At 69.0% G+C, this 21,993-nt stretch carries 27 protein-coding genes and 1 pseudogene; 12 read left to right on the top strand and 16 right to left on the bottom strand.

Annotation, left to right across the window (positions count from 1 at the left end; genetic code table 11):
* Positions 1-27 precede the first annotated feature (27 nt).
* Together ABQE93_RS20205 and ABQE93_RS20200 are read left to right on the top strand one after the other, a co-directional pair.
* Complete coding sequence (locus ABQE93_RS20205; protein WP_448412445.1) at positions 28-501, top strand: MaoC family dehydratase; 474 nt, start codon at positions 28-30, stop codon at positions 499-501.
* The gene (locus tag ABQE93_RS20200; RefSeq protein ID WP_448409833.1) at positions 498-941 is read left to right on the top strand and encodes a MaoC/PaaZ C-terminal domain-containing protein; all 444 of its coding nucleotides are present in this window, start codon (positions 498-500) and stop codon (positions 939-941) included. Before ABQE93_RS20205 ends, ABQE93_RS20200 begins: the two co-directional genes overlap by 4 nt.
* Here ABQE93_RS20200 and ABQE93_RS20195 read toward each other — a convergent pair.
* Together ABQE93_RS20195 and ABQE93_RS20190 are read right to left on the bottom strand one after the other, a co-directional pair.
* Positions 933-2,390 carry an aldehyde dehydrogenase gene (locus ABQE93_RS20195; protein ID WP_448409834.1) on the bottom strand — a complete coding sequence of 486 codons (1,458 nt, stop codon included), beginning with the start codon at positions 2,388-2,390 and terminating at the stop codon, positions 933-935. The genes ABQE93_RS20200 and ABQE93_RS20195 overlap by 9 nt on opposite strands.
* 80 nt (positions 2,391-2,470) lie before the next feature.
* The gene (locus ABQE93_RS20190; protein ID WP_448409835.1) at positions 2,471-2,872 is read right to left on the bottom strand and encodes an Rv0313 family protein; all 402 of its coding nucleotides are present in this window, start codon (positions 2,870-2,872) and stop codon (positions 2,471-2,473) included.
* A 106-nt stretch (positions 2,873-2,978) separates the two neighbouring features.
* On the opposite strand from ABQE93_RS20190, the gene ABQE93_RS20185 reads away from it, so the two are divergent.
* From ABQE93_RS20185 to ABQE93_RS20170, 4 genes are all read left to right on the top strand, one after another.
* Positions 2,979-3,779 (top strand): nuclear transport factor 2 family protein, encoded by an 801-nt coding sequence (locus ABQE93_RS20185; RefSeq protein WP_448409836.1) that lies wholly within the window; start codon positions 2,979-2,981, stop codon positions 3,777-3,779.
* Positions 3,780-3,829: 50 nt separating this feature from the next.
* Positions 3,830-4,015, top strand: a complete 186-nt coding sequence (locus tag ABQE93_RS20180; RefSeq protein ID WP_448409837.1) for a hypothetical protein — start codon at positions 3,830-3,832, stop codon at positions 4,013-4,015.
* Between the two features lie 69 nt (positions 4,016-4,084).
* Positions 4,085-4,648 (top strand): hypothetical protein, encoded by a 564-nt coding sequence (locus ABQE93_RS20175; RefSeq protein WP_448409839.1) that lies wholly within the window; start codon positions 4,085-4,087, stop codon positions 4,646-4,648.
* Positions 4,649-4,678: 30 nt separating this feature from the next.
* Positions 4,679-5,044 (top strand): DUF732 domain-containing protein, encoded by a 366-nt coding sequence (locus ABQE93_RS20170; RefSeq protein WP_448409841.1) that lies wholly within the window; start codon positions 4,679-4,681, stop codon positions 5,042-5,044.
* Here the strand turns inward: ABQE93_RS20170 and ABQE93_RS20165 are convergent.
* From ABQE93_RS20165 to ABQE93_RS20155, 3 genes are all read right to left on the bottom strand, one after another.
* Positions 5,041-5,979, bottom strand: coding sequence for an ankyrin repeat domain-containing protein (locus ABQE93_RS20165; RefSeq protein WP_448409843.1), 939 nt, complete (start codon positions 5,977-5,979; stop codon positions 5,041-5,043). The genes ABQE93_RS20170 and ABQE93_RS20165 overlap by 4 nt on opposite strands.
* 88 nt (positions 5,980-6,067) lie before the next feature.
* Entirely contained in the window at positions 6,068-6,481 is a 414-nt protein-coding gene (locus ABQE93_RS20160) for a hypothetical protein (RefSeq protein WP_448409844.1), read from the bottom strand.
* A 108-nt stretch (positions 6,482-6,589) separates the two neighbouring features.
* Positions 6,590-7,399, bottom strand: coding sequence for an LmeA family phospholipid-binding protein (locus ABQE93_RS20155; RefSeq protein WP_448409846.1), 810 nt, complete (start codon positions 7,397-7,399; stop codon positions 6,590-6,592).
* A 76-nt stretch (positions 7,400-7,475) separates the two neighbouring features.
* Between ABQE93_RS20155 and ABQE93_RS20150 the strand changes: the two genes are divergently transcribed.
* From ABQE93_RS20150 to ABQE93_RS20140, 3 genes are all read left to right on the top strand, one after another.
* On the top strand, positions 7,476-8,798 hold the full coding sequence (locus ABQE93_RS20150) for an NAD(P)/FAD-dependent oxidoreductase (RefSeq protein ID WP_448409848.1): 1,323 nt from the start codon (positions 7,476-7,478) through the stop codon (positions 8,796-8,798).
* A gap of 33 nt (positions 8,799-8,831) precedes the next feature.
* The gene (locus tag ABQE93_RS20145; RefSeq protein ID WP_448409849.1) at positions 8,832-9,023 is read left to right on the top strand and encodes a hypothetical protein; all 192 of its coding nucleotides are present in this window, start codon (positions 8,832-8,834) and stop codon (positions 9,021-9,023) included.
* A gap of 92 nt (positions 9,024-9,115) precedes the next feature.
* The gene (locus ABQE93_RS20140) at positions 9,116-9,607 is read left to right on the top strand and encodes an NUDIX hydrolase (RefSeq protein WP_448409851.1); all 492 of its coding nucleotides are present in this window, start codon (positions 9,116-9,118) and stop codon (positions 9,605-9,607) included.
* Positions 9,608-9,629: 22 nt separating this feature from the next.
* On the opposite strand, the pseudogene ABQE93_RS20135 reads toward ABQE93_RS20140, so the two are convergent.
* The 5 genes and pseudogenes from ABQE93_RS20135 to ABQE93_RS20115 all read right to left on the bottom strand — a co-directional run.
* Positions 9,630-10,025 (bottom strand): annotated as a pseudogene (locus ABQE93_RS20135) (nuclear transport factor 2 family protein); the annotation flags it as partial.
* Positions 10,022-10,897: an LLM class F420-dependent oxidoreductase gene (locus ABQE93_RS20130; RefSeq protein ID WP_448409853.1), complete on the bottom strand. Its 876-nt coding sequence runs from the start codon at positions 10,895-10,897 to the stop codon at positions 10,022-10,024. The gene ABQE93_RS20130 and the pseudogene ABQE93_RS20135, both read right to left, overlap by 4 nt.
* Complete coding sequence (locus ABQE93_RS20125) at positions 10,894-12,318, bottom strand: serine/threonine-protein kinase (protein WP_448409854.1); 1,425 nt, start codon at positions 12,316-12,318, stop codon at positions 10,894-10,896. Before ABQE93_RS20125 ends, ABQE93_RS20130 begins: the two co-directional genes overlap by 4 nt.
* 22 nt (positions 12,319-12,340) lie before the next feature.
* A complete protein-coding gene (locus ABQE93_RS20120) occupies positions 12,341-13,456 on the bottom strand; it encodes a PDR/VanB family oxidoreductase (RefSeq protein WP_448409855.1) in 1,116 nt (371 codons plus the stop codon).
* A complete protein-coding gene (locus tag ABQE93_RS20115; RefSeq protein WP_448409857.1) occupies positions 13,456-14,370 on the bottom strand; it encodes a metal-dependent hydrolase in 915 nt (304 codons plus the stop codon). The genes ABQE93_RS20120 and ABQE93_RS20115 overlap by 1 nt, the downstream gene beginning before the upstream one ends.
* A gap of 94 nt (positions 14,371-14,464) precedes the next feature.
* On the opposite strand from ABQE93_RS20115, the gene ABQE93_RS20110 reads away from it, so the two are divergent.
* Together ABQE93_RS20110 and ABQE93_RS20105 are read left to right on the top strand one after the other, a co-directional pair.
* On the top strand, positions 14,465-15,310 hold the full coding sequence (locus ABQE93_RS20110) for a lysophospholipid acyltransferase family protein (RefSeq protein WP_448409859.1): 846 nt from the start codon (positions 14,465-14,467) through the stop codon (positions 15,308-15,310).
* Positions 15,311-15,313: 3 nt separating this feature from the next.
* The gene (locus ABQE93_RS20105) at positions 15,314-15,748 is read left to right on the top strand and encodes an SRPBCC family protein (protein WP_448409861.1); all 435 of its coding nucleotides are present in this window, start codon (positions 15,314-15,316) and stop codon (positions 15,746-15,748) included.
* Positions 15,749-15,754: 6 nt separating this feature from the next.
* Here the strand turns inward: ABQE93_RS20105 and ABQE93_RS20100 are convergent, their stop codons facing one another.
* Positions 15,755-16,183: a hypothetical protein gene (locus tag ABQE93_RS20100; protein ID WP_448409862.1), complete on the bottom strand. Its 429-nt coding sequence runs from the start codon at positions 16,181-16,183 to the stop codon at positions 15,755-15,757.
* A gap of 79 nt (positions 16,184-16,262) precedes the next feature.
* On the bottom strand, positions 16,263-18,401 hold the full coding sequence (gene malQ / locus ABQE93_RS20095; RefSeq protein ID WP_448409864.1) for a 4-alpha-glucanotransferase: 2,139 nt from the start codon (positions 18,399-18,401) through the stop codon (positions 16,263-16,265).
* 102 nt (positions 18,402-18,503) lie between these two features.
* On the opposite strand from malQ, the gene ABQE93_RS20090 reads away from it, so the two are divergent.
* The gene (locus ABQE93_RS20090; protein ID WP_448409865.1) at positions 18,504-19,706 is read left to right on the top strand and encodes an MFS transporter; all 1,203 of its coding nucleotides are present in this window, start codon (positions 18,504-18,506) and stop codon (positions 19,704-19,706) included.
* Here ABQE93_RS20090 and ABQE93_RS20085 read toward each other — a convergent pair.
* Genes ABQE93_RS20085 through ABQE93_RS20070 form a run of 4 tightly spaced genes read right to left on the bottom strand, consistent with a single transcriptional unit; the run spans position 19,675 to position 21,906 of the window.
* Entirely contained in the window at positions 19,675-19,998 is a 324-nt protein-coding gene (locus ABQE93_RS20085) for a DMT family transporter (protein ID WP_448410057.1), read from the bottom strand. The two genes, ABQE93_RS20090 and ABQE93_RS20085, sit on opposite strands and share 32 nt — an antisense overlap.
* Positions 19,999-20,005: 7 nt before the next feature.
* Complete coding sequence (locus tag ABQE93_RS20080; RefSeq protein WP_448409866.1) at positions 20,006-20,344, bottom strand: DMT family transporter; 339 nt, start codon at positions 20,342-20,344, stop codon at positions 20,006-20,008.
* Between the two features lie 9 nt (positions 20,345-20,353).
* Positions 20,354-20,977, bottom strand: coding sequence for a TetR/AcrR family transcriptional regulator (locus ABQE93_RS20075; protein WP_448409867.1), 624 nt, complete (start codon positions 20,975-20,977; stop codon positions 20,354-20,356).
* Entirely contained in the window at positions 20,974-21,906 is a 933-nt protein-coding gene (locus ABQE93_RS20070; RefSeq protein ID WP_448409868.1) for an oxygenase MpaB family protein, read from the bottom strand. Before ABQE93_RS20070 ends, ABQE93_RS20075 begins: the two co-directional genes overlap by 4 nt.
* Positions 21,907-21,993 lie beyond the last annotated feature (87 nt).

The following is a 21,993-nucleotide window of genomic DNA, read 5'->3' as shown; positions in this document are numbered from 1 at the left end:
TTCGGCACCTACGCCGACGCGCTGCGCATGGTCGGGACGAAGACACCGCCGAGGTTTGCGGGCACCGCGGTCAGCGGCGCGCGGATTCAGCACTTCGCCGCCATGGTGCACGATGCCAACCCGGCGTACTGGGATGAGGAGTTCGCCCGCGAGGTGTGGGGCGGGCTGCTCGCCCCTCCTGCGATGTTGATGGGCTGGTTGATCCCGGCGCCGTGGCTGCCGACCGAGCAGCCGCCGACACCGTCGATCGCGATCCTGGTACCGCTTCCGGGTACGACGTTCATCAACGCGTCCAACGACGTCGAGTTCCTCATCCCGATCGTCGAGGGAGACCGCCTGCACGTGGTCGAAGAGGTGGCGTCGGTGTCCCCGGAGAAGACGACCCGCTTGGGCACAGGGCATTTCGTCGAGACCCGCGATGAGTTCTACCGCGCCGACAACGCGTTGGTCGCCGTCAACCACAACACGTTGTTCCGGTTCACCCCGGCGGAGCGGCCGTGACCGCCCGCCCCGAGGTGTCGTGGCAGAACGTCGTGGTGCCGACCGAACTCCCGGAGGTGGTCGACCACATCGACTATCAGCGGGTGGTGATGAACCCCGGCGCGACGTGGGACTACTTTCCCGCCCATTACGATCCGGAATACGCTCGGCGCCAGGGGCATCCGACGATCTTCGTCAACACCATGCACATCGCCGGGTTCGTCGACCGGGTGGTCACCGGCTGGGCGGGCCCGTACAGCCGGGTGGTGCGCCGCAGGGTCAGGTTGCTCGGCTCGATCTATGCCGGCGACACGATGGTGGGGCGCGGCCGGGTGGTCGCCAAACGCCAGGGCGCGTCGAGCGGGGCGCCGCGGCTGCTGGTCGATCTCGAGGTCACGGTGTGCAATCAGCGCGACGAGGTGTGCTGCCCCGCCGAGGTCACACTGCAGCTGTCAGATTAGGTCCGGCAGCGGCTGCGCGCTGACCGTGCTCTGCAACTCCACGTATTCCGACAGGCCCTCGGTGCCGAACTCGCGGCCGATACCGGACTGCTTGAACCCGCCGAACGGGGCGGTGGTGTCCAGGGTGTACATGTTGATGCCGTAGGTGCCGGTGCGGATCTGCTCGGCGATCTGCAGACCGTGCGCGGCGTCGGAGGTCCACACCGAGCCGGCCAGCCCGTAGTCGCTGTCGTTGGCGATCCGTACGGCGTCGCGTTCGTCGGCGTACTTGAGCACCGTGAGCACCGGCCCGAAGATCTCTTCGCGGGCGATGCGCATCTGGTTGGTGGCGTCGGCGAACAGCGTGGGCCGCACATACCAGCCCCGGTCATGCGGTGAATCGGTGCCGCCCAACACCATCCGTGCACCTTCGTCCGCGCCGGAGCGGATGTAGCCCTGTACCCGCTGCTGCTGACGTTGTGCCACGAGCGGCCCGATGTCGGTGCCGTCGTCGGCGGGGTCGCCGACCTGCAGGTCCGCCATCATTCCCGCGAGCGCGTCGACGACCTCGTCGTGGCGGCGTTGGCTGACCAGGATCCGGGTCTGCGCCACGCAGGCCTGTCCGTTGTTCATCAGGCTGGCGGTCTTGAGATGTTTGACGGTGTGCTCGAGGTCGGCGTCGTCGAGGATGATCGCGGCCGATTTGCCGCCCAGTTCCAGGCTGACCCGCTTGAGATGTTCACCGCACAGGGCCGCGATGTGGCGGCCGGTCGCCGAAGACCCGGTGAACGAGATCTTGTCGACGCTCCGATGGCGCACCAGGGCCTCACCGGTGTCGCGCCCGCCCGGCACCACGGAAACCACCCCTTCGGGCAGGTCGATCTCGTCGAGCATCTCCGCCAACCACATGGCGTCCAAGGGTGTTTCGGGTGCGGGTTTGATCACCACCGTGCAGCCGGCGATCAGCGCCGGAACCATCTTCGGCATGATCAGAAACTGCGGTACGTTCCACGGCACGATGGCGCCGACGACGCCGACCGGCGCACGCCGGATGTGCACGTCGCCGAACAACCCCGGCCTGCGTTCCACCCACGGGAAGTCCCGCGCCGTGGCCAGGCCCAGCTGCATCTGCGCGACGGCGCCGGTGGCCTGCCCGAGCCTGCTGAAGCTGCGCGGGGAGCCCATCTCCGCGGTGATCAGATCGGCCATCTCGTCGGTCTGCGCGGCGTAGATTTCGGCGAGCTTTTCGACCTTGGCCATCCGGTCGGCCACGCTCATCCGCGGCCACGGCCCCTCGTCGAACGCCGCTCTGGCGCACTGCACCGCGCGGTCGACGTCTTGGGGTGCCGCGTGCGGGGTCTCGCCGATCGGCTCCTCGGTGTGCGGGGAGAACACCGAGATCCGCTGCGCCGTAGCGGGTTTGCACCATCGCCCGCCGATGAAGAGCCGATCGTAGACAAGCGGTCTCATGAGGGGCCTCCTCGTCGGGCGACGTGCCCAGCTATTGCTGCAAAGATAGCAAAGATGCTGGTCCGCGCCGCGCGGGACGGCTAAGCGTCGTCCTCCGAGGATTCGGCCGCCGCGTCGAGCACGCTGACTGCGATGCCGTACGGCAGGAACCGCACCTTGCGGGTGGGGTCGGTGTTGTTCTTGTTGGCCCGAAGCGCGTCCAGTTCGGTCGGGTACACCTGCTCGATGTGGGCGCTGCCGTCGTCGGCGACGGTGTAGATGGCCCACACGCCGTCGCCGGTCTCCCCGGTGGTCTCGGGTTCGCGCTTGGGACGCGACGACCGGGTGAACTCGTCGATGAGGTTCGCCCACCCCGCGCGTTCCCCGGAGGTGGCGAAGAACCTGCCGACCCCGTCGAGGGCGTCGCGCAGCCCTTCACCGGCTTCGCGGACGACCCGGTCGAACTCTTCGGGGTCGATCCCGAACGGTCCATTGCTGGTCATGGCGGTTCCTCCTCCGCGCCGTAGGCTCGATGCACGGCGGTAAAACCAGTGTGCCCGTCGGTGGCGAACTAGTCGACTGCGGCCGATGAGGGTGGTAGGCAACCTTATGGCCATCTCACGGGCGGACGCGCTGGTCGCCGTCGAGCGATCCCCCGCGGCGTCCGGTGCGCATGACCGCGACCGGTGGGTCGACGCCTTCACCTTCGACGGACGCGTCGAGGACCCGGTCGGTTCTCATCCGCACCGCGGGCACGCCGCCATCGCGCGCTTCTACGACACGTTCATCGGCCCGCGCGACGTCGCGTTCGACCGCGACGTCGACATCGTGGTCGGCTCCACGGTGATCCGGGATCTGGACCTTGAAGTGGGCATGGCCGCCGGGGTGACGATGCGGATACCGGCCTACCTGCGCTACGACGTTGCCCACGACCAAGGCGAACTGAAAATTGCTGCGCTGTATGCGTTTTGGGAACTTCCGGCGATGGTCGCACAGTTTCTGCGCAGCGGTGTCCGTGCGGTCGCACCGGGTCTGCAGCTGTCGAAGGGGCTGCTGCTCAACCAGGGTCTGATCGGCACGCTCGGTTTTCTCAGCGGCTTCCGGGGTCCGGGCCCGCACGGTAAGCGCCGGTTCGGCGAATTCCTCTCCGATGCGCAGGCGGGCAACGAGGTCGCGCTGCGGCGCTGGCTCGGCAAGGGTGCGCGCATCACCCACGGCGACGACGTGGCGATGAGCGGCGCTGAACTGCTGTCGCGCCTGGCCGGGTCCCGGCACCGCAAGCCGATCGCGGCCGGCCACCACCAGGTCGTCGGCATCGACCGCGACGGGCACCGCGATGTGCTGATGGCCGAAGTGTCGAGCAGGCCGTTCGCGATCGACCGGATCCGCTACTTCTCCGACGCCGACTGAGCGGTGCGGCGGGCCGTTTGAACATGGCTGAGACGGGTAGAAAAGCCCCTATGGTCAGGCGTGATGATGAGGAAAAGACGGAAGACGACGTCGACGACGACGAGCACGTCGTGGGTTCGCGTGCGGGCAAATCCGACGGCGACGACGGCACGTACGTCGGGCAGACCGCATCTGATGACGCGCTTGACGTAGGCGAGACGGGCGCCGAAGCGCGCAGCGAAGACGGCGAGCGCTAGCTGCGGCGTTGTTGCGATTCGGTCGCGGATACGCGATGGGCAACCCGGACGTGAGACGGTAAACGCACCATGCACGTCGACGATGAGATGACCTACGAAGAGTTCGGTCGCAAGTTCTTCGAGATCGCGGTGACCGAAGATCGCGTGGGCAGTGCGATCGCCGCGATCGCCGGCGACGAGTTCGAGATGGGCCCGATCGCCCAGGGGCCCGGCAAAATCGCGAAGGTCTTGGCCAAGGTCCGCATCCAGGACCCGCGGTTGACTCGCCAGGTCGGCGACATGATCACCTTCGACATCCGCATCCCGCTGGAGATCGACATGGTGATCGACCTGCGCATCGACAAACCCAAGTTCATGGTGTTCGGCGAGATCACGCTGCACGCGACCGCGCGGGCCGCCGCGCCGCTGTTGCTGATCCTCGACGTCGGCAAGCCGCGGCCCTCCGACATCGCGATACACGTGACGTCCAAGTCGCTGCGCGGCGAGGTGTTGCGGGTGCTGGCCGGGATCGACGCCGAGATCAGACGCTTCATCGCGGCCCACGTCGCCGGGGAGATCGACAGCCCGGCATCGCAGAAGGCCAAGATCATCGACGTGTCCGAGAGCATCGACGCGGGCTGGACCGGCGTCTGAGCGGTGCCCGGCGAAGCGTAGGCTTCGCCCGTGCTTCGCCAACCCGCCACGGCCGCCGTGCTGGCCGCTGGATTTCTCGCCGCGGCGGCCGTCGTGCCGTCACCTGCCCAGGCCGACCCCGTCGAGGACGCGTTCTTGCACGCCGTCGGCGAGGCCGGCGTATTCGTCGGGGATCCCGGTCGCGCCGTCGCCGTCGGTCACCAGGTCTGCCCGATGCTGGCCGAACCCGGACAGAACGCCGCGAACGTCGCCGCCCAGGTGGCCGACGCCGCCGGCATGTCGCTGGGCCCGGCCACCATGTTCACCGGCATCGCGATCTCGATGTTCTGCCCGGCGATGGTGTCCTCGCTGGGGACGGGAACCTCGCCGATACCGCTGCCGTTCCTCGGGATCTAACGGCGCAGCGCGGCTTCGACCGCCGCCCCCGCGGCCGAGGCCAGCTCACGGTGGCGCTCGGTGACGGCGGCACCTGCGCGGCGCAGGGTGTCGATGACGTCGATCACGTCGTCGGCGCGGCAGCCCGCGACGTGCGCACCGCACGACGACAGCAGGGCGTCCAGACCACGGCCGGGTTCGGCGCCCAATTCGACCAGCGCCGCCACCGTGGCGGGCAGTATCTGCTGCGCGGCCCGCTCGATGGGTTGGATGCCGGTCGGGGTGCGCCTGTTGACCGACGCGCCCGCGCGCGCCAGCGCACGCACGATCTGTGCGTTGACCTGATCCCCGGCGCCGTCGATGACGTGCATCGGGGTGGCGCCGGCGGAGTCGACCAACGACGGGTCCACGCCCTGGGCCAGGGCGTGGCTCAGCGCCACCGTGCGGCCCACACGCACGATCTCGTGCAGGATCGTGGTGTAGCGCTCACCGCGGGCGGAGAGTTCGATACGGCGCCCGGCGTCCGCCCCGGCGTCGATCAGGGCCACCACAAGTCCCGCGGACAGGGACCGCACCCCGTACCAGAGCGGCGACGCGCCGCAGGGGTCGAGCGGGTCGGGGTCAAAACCCATTGCGAGCAACTCGATCACCGACGAGTCACCGCGGTGTGCGCGCTCGAAAAGGTCGAGGATGTCAGCGGGCAACGGCTCGGTCCATGCCGGGCGGCCGACACCGAGCGCGTCGAGCACCCGGATCATCCCGTCACGCTTTTCGTACAGGTCGAACCACGGCCACGGCCCGGCGCCCCTGGCGATGAAGTCGGCGACCCGCACGCGCGAACATGCCACGGCGGCTGACCCGCCCTCCGCGCATTGTGTCGAGAACACGAGGTCGCCGCCGTCGTGCGAGACGACGACGCGCGCGTGCCCGTCCAGATACGACGCCAGTTCTTTCACAGCATGTGGATTGTGCCCAAATGCACCAAGGGGCACCCGATCGGGTGCCCCTTGGCGTGGTCAGGACCTACCTGAGCCCTACCGCACGTCAGCTGACGTCGACGTAGACGGTCCGCTCCTGGAACTTGGCGAAGTTCTTGTTGCTACCCACGACCGGAGTGCCTGCGTCAATGCGCTGGAAAGTCGTTCCGGGCCGAATCGAGAGCACCTCGGCCTGATCCAGCGGAGCGTTACCGAAGCGGTTCACGATCACCGTGTAGCCCTCCGACGTCAGCCGCGCGATGGTGTCCTGAGCGTTGGTGTCACCAGTGGGCGCGGCGGCGACCGGCGCGGCAAGCCCGATGACTGCGGCAGCCAGCCCGGCGACAACGGCACTGCCCACTGTTGCCAATCCGAAGTTCTTCATTTCGATGCCTTCCTTTGCAGTTGTAGAGCCGTCGGGCGAAAGCCGCGTCACCAAACAGCGGTCCTTTTTGCTTTCGAAGCCTTCGCGCCGGCTCACCCGAGATAACAAGCAGGTGGGGGGTTTAATTCCACTGGCAGGAAATGGTTGAACCTGGCAGGAATTTATGCATGGAAAAGACGTCGGGAGCGAAAAAAGAACGAATTGCTAACGCAGCCGGCCAAAACCGGTGAGGTTCAACGGCCGGCCCACGACGTTCAGCGCGCCGATGAGGTCCTCGAGCCGTGTTGGCGGGATTTCGATCCGCCACTCCGGAAGCATCCCGGACAGCCGCACGACGTCGGGGCCGAATTCGATCCCGGTCAGCCGCAGACCCCGCGGCAACACGGGCAGGTGCACCGGATAGCTCGGGGTGCGCGAGGGCAGCGGCGAGCGGTACCGGCCGACGACCAGGCCGCGTGGCCGCAGCCACAGCGTCGAACCGTCCAGGCTGGCGTCGACCTCGAGGTGACCCAACGACGGCCGTCGGGTCAGCCGCAGCCGCGCGACGCTGTCGGCGCCGACGGTCGCGCACCAGCGCGGGGCCACCTTCTGCAAGACGCCGTCGATCTCCGACGCGGACACCTCGACGGTCAGCTCCACCGGCGCGGCCACCAACACCGGTGTGGCCGTAGGCCGCACGTGCACGTTGTGCAGCACTGCGGTGACGTGATCGAACCCGCCGGTTGCGTACCGGACGTCGCGGGCCGCCAGGCGCACGTCGTCGAGCTGGCCGACCGACAGCGTGCGCGCGTCGAGGCGGGAGTCGAACTCGGTGACCGTCAGCGTCACGTCGCCTTCCTCGAGCCGGACCGTCAGCCGTCGCCCCACCACGAGCCGACGCACCGTGGTGAACAACGTCCGGTAGGCCACCGTCGCGCCGCTGACCGGTGCCACCGCAGCAGCCGACCACAGCGAGGTCAGCATGTCGATCGGCCGGAACGGATCGAACCGGCGAAGCGGCCGCGGGCGGGTCATACCCTAAGCATCGGCCTCCGCGTCCCGGATGTGAAGCGGTAGCCGGGCCCGGTGGGCATCCGTAGAGTGGATTGCAATGACCTCCGTGGTGATCGTCGGCAGTGGTTTCACCGGTTTCGAGTGCGCACGCAGTCTGGCCCGAAGGTTGCGCAAACATGAAGCAGACGGCGCCGAGCCGGTCGAAATCTCGATCATCTCGCCGGTCGACTACATGCTGTACACCCCGCTGCTGCCGGACGTGGCCGGCGGTCTGGTCGACGCCCGCTTCGTCGCCATCCCGCTCGCCAACACCCTGCGCGGGGTGCAGGCCATCCGCGGCCGCGTCGAGCGCGTCGACTTCGATGAACGCACCGTCACGTTCATCGATCCCGAAGAGCGCGCGCGCAGCCTGTCGTGGGATCGGCTGGTGCTGACGCCCGGATCGGTGACCCGGCTGTTCGACGTGCCGGGGCTGGCCGAGCACGCCCGCGGGCTCAAATCCACGGCGGAGGCGCTCTACCTGCGCGATCACGTGCTGCAGCAGCTCGAGCTCGCCGACGTCGACGACGATCCGGGCCGGGCCGACGCCCGGCGCACGATCGTGGTCGTCGGCGCGTCGTACTCGGGCACCGAACTGGCCACGCAACTGCGCGCGCTCGCCGACTCGGCGGCCAAACAGATGGGCTTTGATCCCGCCGCGGTGAAGTTCGTGCTGCTGGATCTGGCCGAGCAGGTCATGCCCGAGGTCGGGGAGAAGCTGGGCGGCTCGGCCATGAAGGTGCTCGAGGAGAAGGGCATCGATGTCCGGCTGGGCGTCACGCTCAAAGAGGTGCACGCCGAACACGTTGTGCTCAGCGATGATTCGCTGGTACGCACCCACACGGTGGCGTGGGTGACCGGCGTCACCGGTGCACCGCTGATCGATGACCTGGGGTTGCCGACCGAAAAGGGTCGGTTGAAGGTCACCACGGAGTTGCAGGTGCCGGGGCATCCCGACGTGTTCTCCGCCGGGGACGCCGCCGCGGTGCCCGATGTCACCCAGCCCGGCAAGATCACGCCGCCGACCGCGCAGCACGCCACCCGGCAGGGAAAGCTGTTGGCCCGCAACGTGGCCGCCAGCCTGGGCTACGGCAAGCCCAAGAAGTACAAGCACCGCAACATGGGCCTGGTCGTCGACCTCGGGCCCAGATACGCCGTCGCCAACCCGCTCAACGTGCAACTGTCGGGGTTCCCGGCCAAAACCGTGACGCGGATCTATCACCTCTACGCCATTCCACGGTTCGTCAACCGGTGGGCGGTGGCGCTGGCGTATCTGACCGATGTGTTCTTCGACCGCTCGGTGGTGTCGTTCGGGCTGTCCACGCAGGAGGATGCGCAGTTCTCCAGCAGCGAGGGCATCCCGCTGCCGAAGGCGCACTGATTCAAGCCGCGGTGAAGCGGGAACGCTACCCGCATGGCTACTTATCGCGTGTTGAACCCGCAAGGTGATGTCGTCGACACCAAGGACATTGAAAGCGCTGACGACGCGCACGCCTGGTTCGTCGACCAGAAGGCCGGTCCGGAACTGGGCTGGCGCATGGAGGTCAAGGCCGATGACGGCCACTGGGCGTTCTTCGACAGCAGCGAAGGCGACCGCAAGTACTGACTCGATCGGCGCTTTGCGAGCGTGCGCAAACTCGCGATTCGCAACGGCGTGTCGCCCTCTGACACGCACGCTCGCGGTAGAGGGTGAAGGCGATGCCCAAACTCAGCGCCGGTCTGCTGCTGTACCGCGTAGCCGACGGTGTCGTGGAGGTGCTCATCGGGCATCCCGGCGGGCCGTTCTGGGCCCGCAAGGACGACGGTGCGTGGTCGATTCCCAAGGGGGAGTACACCGAAGGGGAAGACCCGTGGACCGTTGCCCAACGTGAGTTCGAAGAGGAACTGGGCAAACCCGCACCGGCCGGTCCGCGCATCGACTTCGCCCCGCTCAAACAGCCCAGCGGCAAGGTGATCACCGCGTTCGCGGTGCGTGGGGATCTCGACCTGACGGGCACCGTGTCCAACACCTTCGAGTTGGAGTGGCCGAAGGGTTCCGGAAAACTCAGGGAGTTCCCCGAGATCGACCGGGTCGGTTGGTTTTCCGTGGCACAGGCTGAGTCCAAGCTGCTGAAGGGTCAGCGTCCGCTGCTCGACCAGTTGGTTGCGGCGCTCGAAGACGCCGAACCGGACGGGTCTCGATCGCGTTGATGGTCAGCGCGCGGCCGTGGATGCGCCAGCCGACCCGGGTCCGCATGTACTCGTCGTCGTAACGCAGATGCCAGACGAGGTCGGTGATCTGCCCGTCGGCCACCGTCCAGTGGTGGGCGATGCAGGTGATGCGCCCCAGCGCGTAGTCGGGCTCATCGCGGGCGGCGGCGTAGACCTCGCCGACGATCGCGTGCTCGGTGCGGGTCACGGCGGCCAGGGCGGCCATGGCCGCCCGCACCCCCTCGCGGCCGTGGTTGCAGCGCACCGGCTCCAACGAGCGCGGCGGATCGGGTAGCCGCAGTTCGGCTGTCTCGGTGAACAGTTCGACCACATCGTCGAACCGGCGGTCGTCGACGGCCGACGCGTACAGGTGCACCAGGTCGGCCAGCGCCAAGCGGTCCGCGAGCGCCAGCGTCACGACGTCAGCCCGAGCCGCTGCGCGCAGGCCGACAACACGTCGCGGGCCTCGTCGATGTCGGTGATCGCCGGCATGGCCAGCACGACGCGGTCGGCGCCCAGCGCGGCCAGCTTGTCCGCCCGGTCGCGGTCGATCTTCGGCACGCTGTGCCCCAGCGACAGTTCGAGCGCATCGGGGTCGCGCCCGTGCTCCTGGGCGCTGGCGCGCATGACGGCGACCAGCTTGTCGAGGTCGGCACCGCCGACACCAAGGGGCTGAAAGCCGTCGCCGAGGCGGCCCGCCCGCCGCGCCGCGGCCGCGCTGTGCCCGCCGATGGTGACCGGAACGGCCGCAACGGGTTTCGGATAGCACATCGCATGGTCGAAGGCGAAGAACTCGCCGTGGAAGCTGACGCCGTCGGGCCGGTGCTCCCACAGCAGCCGCATCACCTCGAGCTGTTCGTCCGCGCGCCGGCCCCGGCTGGCGAAATCGGTTCCGCAGGCTTGGATCTCCTCCTTGAGCCAGCCCACGCCCACGCACAGCCGCACCCGCCCACCCGACAGCGCGTCGAGCGTGGCCACCCGCTTGGCCAGCACCACCGGATGATGGTTGGGCAACACGAGCACACCCGTGGCCAGACCCAACCGCTGCGTGTGGGCGCCCAGAAACGTCAGCAGCTCAAGCGGATCGGGCACCACGCAGTCGGCGCGCAGTTCGACGCGACCGGACGGGTCATACGGGTAGACGCTGCTGTACTGCGTCATCAACACCGTGTGTTCGACCACGACGACGGATTCGAAACCGCACGCCTCCAGGTGGGCGGCGAACGCCGCCATGTACGCCGGATCCGCGGTGACCCCCGCGGCGACGGGCGCGACGACGGCGAATTTCATGGCAGCACAGGCAATCCGTTGCTCTCGCGGATATCCCTTCGGCATTCGCGGCGGGTTTGTCCGGTCTGCTCCATGCACACGCGCACCGGCGAATCTTCGGCGACGGGCAGCGGTTCGTCGGCGGGCTCGACGGTGACGGTCGGGCTGGGCACCTCACCTTCGGTGAGCGACCAGATCGTCGCACCGGTGCTCTGCAGGGTGGCGCAGTACGCGGTCGAGCCATCCTCGGTGGTTCCGGTGGACCCGACCGGTGCGCAGTGCGCGCCGATCACCGCGGTCTGCGCGGCGGCGGGGGCCTCGGTGGTCTCGGCGATCTCGGTTGTCGTGGTGGTCGTCGTCGGTGCCGGCGCCGGAGGCGGCACCGGCCGTGGCGACGCGGAGGTGGTCGACGTCGTCGTCGGCGCCTCGGCGGCGAGCCGTTCCGCGCTACGCGCCTCGCGGAACTCGGCGAGCGCGAAGCCCACCGCGACGACCAGCAGCACGGCCAGCACCGCGGGCACCAGAACCCCGGCCCGCAGCCACGAGCGTTTCGGCGCCTGCGCGACGGGCGCCATGCGGGTGGCGTCGTCGTCTGCGGACGCGTCCGATAGCCGGTGGCGCAGCGCGCGGGCGAAGTCGGCGCACCGGTCGAACCGGTCGTTGGGGTTCTTGGCGAGCGCCTTGGCGAAGACGGGGTCCAGGCCGGCGAGTTCCGGTCGGCGCACGCCGATGGCGGGCGGCGAGGACGATAGGTGCTGGCTGATCACCACCGCCGCGTTCGAGTTGGAAAACGGCGGCGACCCGGTCAGCAGGTGATACGCGGTGGCCGCCAACGCGTACTGGTCGGAGCGGCCGTCGAGGCGCTCACCCATGAGTTGCTCCGGCGCGGCGTAGGACACCGTGCCCACCGTCATGTTCGTGGCGGTCAGCCCGCTGACGTCGTTCACCCACTTCGCGATCCCGAAGTCAGCCAACAGAATTCGCTGATCACCTGCCTGCAGATGAGCGAGCAGGATGTTGGCGGGCTTGACGTCGCGGTGCAACAGGCCGCGCTGGTGCGCGTAGTCCAGCGCGTCGGCGACGGCGGTGACGATGGCCACGACCTCCGAGCTGGGCATGCCGTGCGGATGACGATCCCGCAGCAACTGGGCGGCGTCGGTGCCCTCGACGTAGTCCATCGAGATCCAGATCTGCCCGTCGGCCTCACCGCGGTCGTGCACCCCCACGATGTGCGGATGCCACAGGGTGGCGGCGATATCGGCCTCGCGGTGGAACCGCTCGCGGTACTCATTGTCCTTCGACACCGAGGCGGGCAGCACCTTGAGCGCATCGCGGCGCGGCAGGCGTGGATGCTGCGCGAGGTACACCTCGCCCATGCCCCCGGAGCCGAGCAACCGCACGATGGTGTATCCGGCGAACGTCGCACCATCGGGCAAAGCCATGGGCGAAATAGTAGGGGACGGACTACAGGTCGAGCGTCAGATGTGCGCCCTCGGTGCCGCGGGAGATACAGATCAGCATCATGCCGCCGTCCCGTTCGGGGTCGGTGAGCAGCGTGTCACGGTGGTCGACGTCGCCGTCGGCCACGCCCAGCACGCGGGTGCGGCAGGTTCCGCAAAACCCCTGCTGACAGGAGTACCGGGCACGCACGCCGGCCCGGTTCAGCGCGCCGAGCAGCGTCTCGTCGGCGCCGACGCGCACCGTGTCGCCGGTCGAGGCGGCCGTCACCGAGAACTGCCTGCCGTCCACGACGGGCGGCGCCGCGAACCGCTCGAAATGCAGTTCGACGTCGTCGCGGCCGACCAGTGCGGCGCGGATGGATGTCAGCATCGCCGCTGGCCCGCACGCGTAGACCGCCGTGGCGCCCGGGCAATCGCCGAGCAGTTCGGCCGCGCTCGGCAGGCCGGACTCGTCGTCGGTGCGGATCGTGACGCGCTCGCCGAAGCGCGCGAGCTCGTCGAGGAACGGCAAGCTGTCGCGGGTGCGCCCGACGTACAGCATCGACCAGTCCACGTCGTGCCGCGCCGCGAGGTCGAGCATCGGCAGGACCGGGGTGATCCCGATCCCGCCGGCGATGAACCGCAAGCGCCGGGTGGGCGAACCGTAGCCGGGCACGGTCAGCGGGAACGCGTTACGCGGCCCGTGGGTGGTGACGGTGACGCCGGGTTGCAGCGCGTCGTGCACTTCGAGGGATCCGCCGCCGCCCTCGGGGATGCGTCGCACCGCGATGCGGTAGGCGTCGCGCACGGCGGGGTCCCCGCACAGGGAGTACTGGCGGATCCGCCCGCTGGGCAGGTGCAGGTCGATGTGGGACCCCGGATACCAGCGCGGCAGCGGACCGCCGTCGGCGCCGATGAGCGTCACCGCGACCACCTCCTGGTCGCGGGCGACGACGCGGCGCTCGGCGACCTTCAGCGTGATGGTGCGGTCGGCGGGGGCCGGCGGGATCATGTGGCGTACCCGGCCCGAGACGGCCATCATTCCGGTGAACGCCGCGTCGGCCACGCGCAGTGACAGGTCGTGGCGCATCCGGCCGAAGGCACTGGGCGGCGCCTGCCGGATGCGTTGCAGAAACCCCATCAAATGTGGGCGGCGCGGGCCGCGGGGGAGCTGGCGAGATAGGCCACCGCCTGCGCCGTCGAGCCCATCTGGTCCGGGGAGAACCCCGGCCGAAAATACATCAGCGTGTTGGACCCGAACAGTTTGCGGTAGCGGGGCAGCAGCCCCAGCTTGGAGTCGCGCATCCGCAGCCGGTTGAACTTCCACCAGCCGATGTCGGTGTTCGGGTCGGTGCGCACCAGGTAATAGGCCGCGCGTTGGAAGAACACGAAGATCATCACCACCGCCATCGTCATGGCCCGGATCCGGTCGAGGTAGCTGTCGTGGAAGTACACGGCCACGTCGTGGGCGACGTTGCGGTGCTCGACCTCTTCGCTGCCGTGCCAGCGGAACAGGTCGACCATCGTCGGGTCGGCGTCGTGGTCCTCCCACGCGCAGTTCAGCGCGAAATCACCCATCACCGCGGTGTAGTGCTCGATCGCCGCGATCAGCCACAGGCGGTCGCACAGGTGGTTGAGCCGGCGCTTGGGATCGGTGGAAGTGCTTGGTGCGAGTATCTTTTCGAAGACGTACTCGATCTGGTCGAGGATCGGTTTCGGGTCGATGCCGTTGACCACCATGTACTCGTGCAGAACCTGCTCGTGCACATCGGCGTGGGTGGCCTCCTGGCCGATGAACCCGCGCATGTCGTCGGCCAGGTGCGGATCGGTCACCAGCGGCAGCGCCTCGTTGAAGGTGTCGACGAACCACCGCTCGGCAGCGGGCAGCACCACGTTGAGCAGGCTGACCACGTTGGAGGCCACCGGATGGCCCGGTATCCAGTGCAGGCCAATGTCGTTGACGTCGAAGTGCACCTTGCGGGCCTGGATCTGCACCGGTCCCGGATCGAACTCCCGGTCGAAACGGCGTGGTCGCAGCGTCGGAATTGTCGCCATGCGGCCTCCCTTCGAGACAGCGTTGCCATCGAGTCTAGGGCCAGTATGTGGGAACGCAGGTTTCAGGTACGTCCGCCTTGTCAATAACTTCCCCATGGCGGGCGTCAACGACGTGCTCGAATGGGCCAAGCACCAAGTGACCAGCCGGGTTCCGAAGGCCGATCTGGACCAGCGCGACCCCGACTACATCCGCGAACAGCTGCCGGGGCTGTGGCTGGTCGCGTCGCTGTACTTTCGCGCCGACGTGCGCGGCCTGGACCGCATCCCGGCCGAGGGCCCGGTGCTGCTGGTCGGAAACCACAGCGGTGGGAACGTCCCGCCGGACACGTTCGTGTTCACGTTGGCGTTCTGCTCCTACTTCGGTGTCGAGCGCCCGTTCTATCAGCTCGCGCACAACCTGGTGGTGTCCGCGCCGCCGCTGGCTTCGCTGCGCAAGTTCGGCACCGTCGCCGCCAACCACGAAAACGCGCAGCTGGCGCTGAAATCCGGTGGGGCGCTGCTGGTGTATCCGGGCGGCGACTACGAGGTGTTCCGGCCGTCGTGGGAACGCAACCGGGTCGATTTCGGCGGCCGCAAGGGCTATGTCCGGCTCGCCCGCGAGGCCGGGGTGCCGATCGTGCCGGTGGCCAGCGTGGGCGGTCAGGAGAGCGTGCTGTTCCTCAGCCGCGGCCAGTGGTTGGCCAGGCTTCTGCGGGTGGACAAGATGTTTCGGCTCAAGAGCGTGCCGATCGCGATCGCCCCGCCGTGGGGCCTGGTGATCAGTGACCTCGCAGGCCATATCCCGCTGCCCGCGAAGATCACGGTGGAGGTCCAGGAGCCGATCGGCGTCGAGGAGGTGCGCGGCGGCGACGACGACGTGGTCCACGACAAGGTCATCAGCAGCCTGCAGGCCGGGGTCGACGCGTTGGCCGCAGAGCGCCGCTTCCCGGTGATCGGCTGATCGATGCGCGTACAACGGCACTGCATCATCGACGCCGGGCGCGACGAGGTGTGGCGGGTGGTCAGCGATCCGGGCTGCTACCCGGAGTTCATGGCCAGCCTGCAGCGCTGGGAGACCGTGACCGACGTGCCGCCGGGGGTGGGTGCGCGCTACACCGTGCACTGGAAGATCGGCTCGGTGCCGATCGGCGGGTCGGTGGAGGTCGTCGAGTTCGATCAGCCGCGCGAGCTGTCGTGGATCGGCATCACCGGGGTGTCGCAGCGCGGCCGGTTCCGGCTGCGCCAAACGTCCGACGGCAAGACCAAGGTGAACTTCCGGCTGTCCTACGAGTCGGCGGGCAACCTGCTCGGGCTGATCGCCGACCGCGTCGCGGCCAGGCAGGTCGGCCGCAACATGGGGCAGACGCTGAAGAACCTCAAACGGATGGTCGAGAGCTAGCGAGCCTCAGGCGGGCGGAGGCGGCGGCGGTGGCGCCATGCCGGGGCCCGGGGCGCCCTGGATCGGCACCACCGGGGTGGGGGTGACCGTGGTGACGCCGTTGGATCCCACCCGCGGTCCGCCCGACGGGCCCATCTGCTCGAGTCGGTCGGCGGCGGCCTGGCTGCAGTCCAGCATCAGCAGGATGCGGCCCCGCGAAGTCACCTTCTGCGTGTCGACCAGGCAGTCGGACTGGCGCAGTTCGCTGCCGAACGAACCGCCGAAATATCCCTTGTAGCCCTGGGCCTGCAGGATGCGCAGCGCCTTGTTGTACGGCTCACCGACCACATTGAGGGTGGAGGACCCGGCCGGCTGCGACATGGCGATGCCCGCGCCGACCAGCGCCGCCCCGCCGGCGGCCACCAGCCCACCGCTGAGCACAACGAGCTTGTTCACGTGATCTCTCCTAAGTCGGTGGCGGTGCGAACATATCGCAGTCGTGACATATGGGAAACCGGAGAACCGGCCCCGCGCGTTACACCGGTGGTTGCACCGCAGCCCGCATGATCGCGGCCGTCTCGGCCGCGCGGGCATCGGTGAAGACGTCTTCGACCAGGAGTTTCTTCCCGTCGGGTCCGGTCAGCGGTATCCGCCAGTTGGGGTATTCGTCGGTGGTGCCGGGCTGGTTCTGGGTGCGGCGGTCACCGACCGCGTCGGTCAGCGACAACGCGAGCAGCCGCGACGGGGTGCGGCCCAGATACCGGTGCAGCGCGGCGACGATGTCGTCGACACCGGCGTCTTCGGAGTCGGCCAGCAGCCCGACGCGGCGCAGTTCGGCCAGCCAGCCGGCCTGCTGGGCACGGTCGGCGGCCAGCTCCTCCTCGGCCGGACGGGTCAGCAGCCCGAGCTGTTCACGGAGCCGGACGTGTTCACCGGCCAGGTAGCCGGCGGTCGGCGGCAGGTCGTGGGTGGTGACGGCGGACAGGCAGTACTCCCGCCACCGTTCGGCGGGCAACGGCCCGCCTGCGCCGTCGCGGTCGGCCTCGAACCACAGAATCGACGTGCCGAACAGCCCGCGCTGATACAGGTAGTCGCGCACCCACGGTTCGACGGTGCCCAGGTCCTCGCCCACGACGACGGCTCCGGTGCGGTGCGCCTCGAGCGCGACGATGCCGATCATCGCCTCGTGGTCGTAGCGCACGTAGGTGCCTTCGGTGGGCGCCGCGCCGTTGGGGATCCACCACAGCCGAAACAACCCGATGATGTGGTCGATGCGGACCCCGCCTGCGTGCCGCAGGACGGCGTTGACCAGCGCCCGGAACGGTTGGTAGGCCCGCTGTTCGAGTTGGTCGGGCCGCCACGGCGGCTGCGACCAGTCCTGGCCGAGCTGGTTGAACTCGTCGGGCGGCGCGCCGGCGGTGACGCCCAGCGCCAGCACATCCTGCAGCGCCCACGCGTCGGCCCCGTTGGGGTCGACCCCGACGGCGAGGTCGTGCATGAGGCCGAGGTCCATGCCGGCCTGCAGCGCCGTGGCCTGTGCGGCGGTCAGCTGATCGTCGAGTTGCCACTGCAGCCAGCGGTGAAAGTCGACGATGGCGGCGTGCGTTGCGGCGAATTCGGCGACCGCCGGGTGGACGGGATGCTGAAGTTCCTGCGGCCAGCCGTGCCAGTCGTTGCCGTACTCCTCGGCCAGGGCGCACCAGGTCGCGAAGTCGTCGAGGCTGGCGCCCTCGCGGTTGCGGTAGGCGGCGTAGGCCAGATCGCGCCCTGCCGAGCGCGGCACCCGATGGACGGCCTGCAGGGCCGCGCGCTTGGCCTGCCAGGCGGCGTCGCGGTCGATCAACTCGGCGCGATCGGCGGCAGCCTGAACCTGTTCGCGCGCCTTTCTGCTGCGGCCGCGCCGGCGCAGATAGGCGTACTCGGGGATGGCCTCCACCCGCAGGTAGATCGGGTTGACGAAGCGCCGCGAGGTCGGCAGGTACGGTGACGGCTCCATCGGGGCGTTCGGCGCTGCGGCGTGCAGCGGGTTCACCAGCAGGAACCCGGCCGCGTGTTCGGCTGCCGACCACACGGCCAGATCGGTCATGTCGGTCAAATCGCCGATGCCCCAAGATCTTTGCGAACGCACGCTGTAGAGCTGCACGGCCAGCCCCCAGCTGCGGCCGGTGCCCAGCTGCGGCGGCGCCAGCGAGGCGGGGGTGACGATCAGGGCGGTGCTGACGTCGTCGTCGCCGAGTTGCAGGTGCAGTTCGTGGTAGCCCAGCGGCAGGTCGGGCGGCACCTCGAAGCTGGCTTCGCCGACCAGTTGCCCGTCGAGATCGTATGGCGCGCTGTGGTTTTCCAGTTGACGCAGGCCGGTGCGGGTGCTGCCGTCCTCGAGCCGCACCCATACCCGCGCCGGGTCGCCGTGGGTGACGTGCACCCAGAACGACGCCGCGGTCCCGGCGCGCGCCACGATCGTCGGGGGCAGCGGCCGCGCCCAGTAGGCGCGGTAGTGCGCGGCCAGCGCGGCGGCACGCCGCTGTTCGGTGTCGGCCTGCACGCCCAGCGCGTCGAGTACGGCGGTGAGCGTGGACTCCGCGACGGTGATGCGGCGGCTGGCCCAGTCTTCGTACTCGGTGGCCACGCCGTAGCGCCGGGCCAACTCGATCAGCGACTGCGGCAGGTCCGTCATGCCGTCAATCTTGCCTGTTGGGAATGCACCTCGCCGACCGTCACCACCGGGGTGTACCCACGCGAACCCGCGCGCATGCGTCGGGTCGGTAGGGTGCGGTGCATGGCGTCTGACGCTGTGGAAGCGGCCACGGCGCAGAACCGGCGAGCCCGCATCGCCGTCGCGGTGCTGTTTTTGACCAACGGCGCCGTCTTCGCCACCCTGCTGCCACGGTATCCGGAGATCAAGACCGACCTGGGGTTGTCCAACGCGGTCTACGGCGCGGCGATCGCCGCGTTCTCGGCGGGCGCGTTGGCGGCCGGGTTGACCGCTGCGGCGCTGATCCGGCGGTTCCGTTCGGCCCGGGTGGCCGTGGTCGGCACGATCGGGCTCGCGGTGTTCGTCCTGTCGGCGGGGCTGGCGCCGTCGGCGGTGGCGCTGGCAGGCGCACTGTTTCTGGCCGGTGCGTGCGATGCGGTCACCGACGTCGCACAGAACGCGCACGGGTTGCGGGTGCAGCGCCGCTACGGGCGCTCGATCATCAACTCGTTTCACGCGGTGTGGGCGCTGGGCGCGATCCTCGGTGGCCTGACGGGTGCGGCCGCCATCGCGTTGAACGTCTCGCGGGCCGTGCACCTGGGCGCAGTGGGGATCGTGCTCAGCGTGGTCGTCCTCATCGCCTACCCGTCTCTGTTGGCGGGCCCCGACCACGACGATCACGACAGGTCGGCACGCACCGGCGGGAGGGGAGCAGCGGGCACGACGGTGTATGCGACGCTGCTCGCGCTGGTGGTCATCGCGGTGGCGGGGGCCGTCGTCGAGGACGCCGGAAGCTCCTGGGCCACCCTGTATCTGCGCGACGGCCTCGGTGCGCCGGGTCCGGTGGCGGCGCTCGGATACGTCGCGTTGGTGGGCTTCATGTTCGTCGGGCGGCTGATCGGTGACCGGCTGGTCGACCGGTTCGGCGAACGTGCGGTGGTGCGCGCCGGTGGGTTCATCACCACCGCGGGAATGGGTGCGGCCCTGGCGTTTCCGTCCGTGCCCGGCACGATCGCGGGGTTCGCGGCGGCGGGTTTCGGTGTGGCCGCGCTGATCCCGTCGGCGATGCACGGCGCCGATCAGCTTCCCGGGCTGCGTCCCGGCACCGGCCTGACGGTGGTGACCTGGCTGATGCGGATCGGTTTCTTCGGCGCGCCACTGGTTGTCGGGTTGGTCGCCGACGCCACCAGCCTGCGGGGCGGGTTGCTTTCCGTACCGGTCGCCGGCGCGGCGGTGATGCTGCTGGCCGGTGTACTCAGTGGGAGACGCCGGCCATCTCGATCGTGAGCACGCCTGCGACGATGAACGCGATACCGACCAGCATCATCAGGGTCAGCGGTTCGCGGAACAGCCCGCGGGCGATCAGCGCCACGAGGGCCACACCGCACGCCGTCCACACCCCGTAGGCCACGCCCACCGGCATGCCCAGGCCCAACGTCACCCACAGCAGATAGAACGACACCGCGTAGCCGGCGATCACCGGGAGGATCCACGCCCGCTTGCGAAAGCCCTCGGAGGCGCGCAACGACAGCGTCGCGATCACCTCGAAGACGATCGCGCCGGCCAGCGCCCACCACATCACGGCATCACGGCGCATCCGCCGACGCGCGGTGTGACCCGAGTTCGACGAGCAGCACCCCGGTGATGATCAACGCGATGCCGGCGACGATCGGCCAGGTGAACGGATCGCCGAACAGGACGGCCGCCAGCGCCGCGGTGCCCGCGGTGCCCAGCGCGCCCCAGATGCCGTAGGCCACCCCGACCGGCATTCCGGCGCGCAGCACCATGGTCAACAGTACGAGCGCACCCACATATCCGGTTACGACGACCGCCAGCCACGCCGAATGGTCTTGCGAGGCACGCAAAGACAACGTTGCGGCGATTTCTGTGACGATGGCCGCGCCGAGCAACCCCCAGGTGCGCACCTGACCAAACTAGCTGACCGCGCGTTCCACCATCGGTGTCAACACCTCGTGGGCGAACCGCCGCAACTGGGCGTCGTCGCCGAAATCAGGATCGGCCGGAGGAATCGAGATGTAGGTGAAGAACAGCCGGGCGAAGACGTCGGCGACCCAACGCACCGGTTGTGAGGGATTACCCGGCGCCTCGCCGTGAATGTAGTTGGCGATAAAGGCAGAACCCATCGTCAGCAGTTCGGCGGAGTCGCCGATCGGCGCGGGCTCGACCTGTCCGGCCCGGCGCAGCATCGGGTGCTCGCGGGCGAACCGGACCGCGCCGATGAACGCCTCTGCCACGCCTTCGTGGGGGCCGGCAGCGGCTTCGATGGCGTCGGCCACCGCGGCAAGAAAACGCTGGGTCTCCCGCCGCACCAACGCCTGCACCAGATCGTCGCGGCGTGGATAGCGGCGGTAGGCGGTCATTCGCGACACCCCCGCACGACGAACGACGTCCTCCACCGTGATCCGTTGCAACCCAACGGCCGCGGCTTCCTGCAGTGCGGCGTCCAGGATCCGTTGGCTGGTGCGGTCGGCGCCTTCGTCGACACTGCGGTGCGCCGACACGCCGCCGACGATGTCGATCAGCTCGGCGTCGATCACCGCGCGACGGCCTGTGGTAGCCCCGCCCCAATGGCCCGCTGCTGGGCGAGGCGGACGTAGCGCGGCGTTCCGATCGCCCATCGCAGCTGGTGCGCGTCGAACCGCAGCGCCGGCCCGATCAGCCGCCGGGTCAGCGCTGACGGGCGATCGAAGCCGACGAGCTCACGCGCCCAGCGCGGCGCGCGGCTCATGCCCGCATACATGGCGAACCGGTGCAGTTGCCGGTCGAGCGGTCCGGGCAGGTAGGGAAAGAACGGGGAGGTCATCACGAAGTCGATGAACTCGCGGGTCTGGGCGTTCACTCCCAGGCGGGGACGCATCGTCGCGACGTAGTCGTCGAGTTCGTCGGTGGTCGTGGGCACCCAGTCGGCGCCGCCCATCCTGCCGATGACGGCCTGCTCGGCGAGGTAGCGGTCGCGTTCCCGTTGCGACAGCGGCCGTCTCGTGCGTTCGAACGCGCGCAGGATCATCCACGGTATGCAGGTGTGCACCCAGCCGATCAACTCGGGGTCCAGCGCGCGGTACGGCACGCCGTCGGGTCGGGTGCCGTTGACGAAGGAATGCACGTGCTTCACGTGTTCGATGACGCCGGTCGCGGCTTCGGTGTTGCCGAACGTCGTGGTCAGCACGTAACCCAACGTGGCGCGGGCCCGGCTGAACGGGTCCTGCCGGTAGTTCGACAGATCCTGCACGCCGGCGGCGACGGAGGGGTGCAGCATCTCGAGCACGATCGCAGGCAGGCCGGCCTGCGATACCGACGCCAGGTCGGCGTTGATCTCCCACGAGATGCTGTCGGGGCCGATGAGCCCGGGATCGCCGGGCGGACCGCCGTAGACCGCCGGGTCGTCGTGGCGGCCGGCAGTTTTCTCGAAGTCCGCGGCGATGCGTCGCTTGAGCACATCACCGAACGGTATGGATGTGACACTCACACCATCATCTATACCACTCCGTGTGCCAAAACTCACCTTTGGGCGACAAAGTGCCTGGTAGCACCCATCACACAGCGATCTCGGCGT

It is taken from the genome of Mycolicibacterium sp. XJ662, assembly GCF_053484035.1.
Note: the sequence above shows the minus strand (reverse complement) of the source record. Positions and strands in the feature narration are given on the sequence as shown.

Excerpts from the sequence above, each read along its gene's own strand:
- ABQE93_RS20205 (WP_448412445.1), top strand. The coding sequence starts at position 28 with ATGGTCGGGACGAAGACACCGCCGAGGTTTGCGGGCACCGCGGTCAGC.
- ABQE93_RS20195 (WP_448409834.1), bottom strand. The coding sequence starts at position 2,390 with ATGAGACCGCTTGTCTACGATCGGCTCTTCATCGGCGGGCGATGGTGC.
- ABQE93_RS20190 (WP_448409835.1), bottom strand. The coding sequence starts at position 2,872 with ATGACCAGCAATGGACCGTTCGGGATCGACCCCGAAGAGTTCGACCGG.
- ABQE93_RS20185 (WP_448409836.1), top strand. The coding sequence starts at position 2,979 with ATGGCCATCTCACGGGCGGACGCGCTGGTCGCCGTCGAGCGATCCCCC.
- ABQE93_RS20180 (WP_448409837.1), top strand. The coding sequence starts at position 3,830 with ATGGTCAGGCGTGATGATGAGGAAAAGACGGAAGACGACGTCGACGAC.
- ABQE93_RS20175 (WP_448409839.1), top strand. The coding sequence starts at position 4,085 with ATGCACGTCGACGATGAGATGACCTACGAAGAGTTCGGTCGCAAGTTC.
- ABQE93_RS20155 (WP_448409846.1), bottom strand. The coding sequence starts at position 7,399 with ATGACCCGCCCGCGGCCGCTTCGCCGGTTCGATCCGTTCCGGCCGATC.
- ABQE93_RS20150 (WP_448409848.1), top strand. The coding sequence starts at position 7,476 with ATGACCTCCGTGGTGATCGTCGGCAGTGGTTTCACCGGTTTCGAGTGC.
- ABQE93_RS20145 (WP_448409849.1), top strand. The coding sequence starts at position 8,832 with ATGGCTACTTATCGCGTGTTGAACCCGCAAGGTGATGTCGTCGACACC.
- ABQE93_RS20140 (WP_448409851.1), top strand. The coding sequence starts at position 9,116 with ATGCCCAAACTCAGCGCCGGTCTGCTGCTGTACCGCGTAGCCGACGGT.
- ABQE93_RS20130 (WP_448409853.1), bottom strand. The coding sequence starts at position 10,897 with ATGAAATTCGCCGTCGTCGCGCCCGTCGCCGCGGGGGTCACCGCGGAT.
- ABQE93_RS20125 (WP_448409854.1), bottom strand. The coding sequence starts at position 12,318 with ATGGCTTTGCCCGATGGTGCGACGTTCGCCGGATACACCATCGTGCGG.
- ABQE93_RS20120 (WP_448409855.1), bottom strand. The coding sequence starts at position 13,456 with ATGGGGTTTCTGCAACGCATCCGGCAGGCGCCGCCCAGTGCCTTCGGC.
- ABQE93_RS20115 (WP_448409857.1), bottom strand. The coding sequence starts at position 14,370 with ATGGCGACAATTCCGACGCTGCGACCACGCCGTTTCGACCGGGAGTTC.
- ABQE93_RS20110 (WP_448409859.1), top strand. The coding sequence starts at position 14,465 with ATGGCGGGCGTCAACGACGTGCTCGAATGGGCCAAGCACCAAGTGACC.
- ABQE93_RS20105 (WP_448409861.1), top strand. The coding sequence starts at position 15,314 with ATGCGCGTACAACGGCACTGCATCATCGACGCCGGGCGCGACGAGGTG.
- malQ (WP_448409864.1), bottom strand. The coding sequence starts at position 18,401 with ATGACGGACCTGCCGCAGTCGCTGATCGAGTTGGCCCGGCGCTACGGC.
- ABQE93_RS20090 (WP_448409865.1), top strand. The coding sequence starts at position 18,504 with ATGGCGTCTGACGCTGTGGAAGCGGCCACGGCGCAGAACCGGCGAGCC.
- ABQE93_RS20085 (WP_448410057.1), bottom strand. The coding sequence starts at position 19,998 with ATGTGGTGGGCGCTGGCCGGCGCGATCGTCTTCGAGGTGATCGCGACG.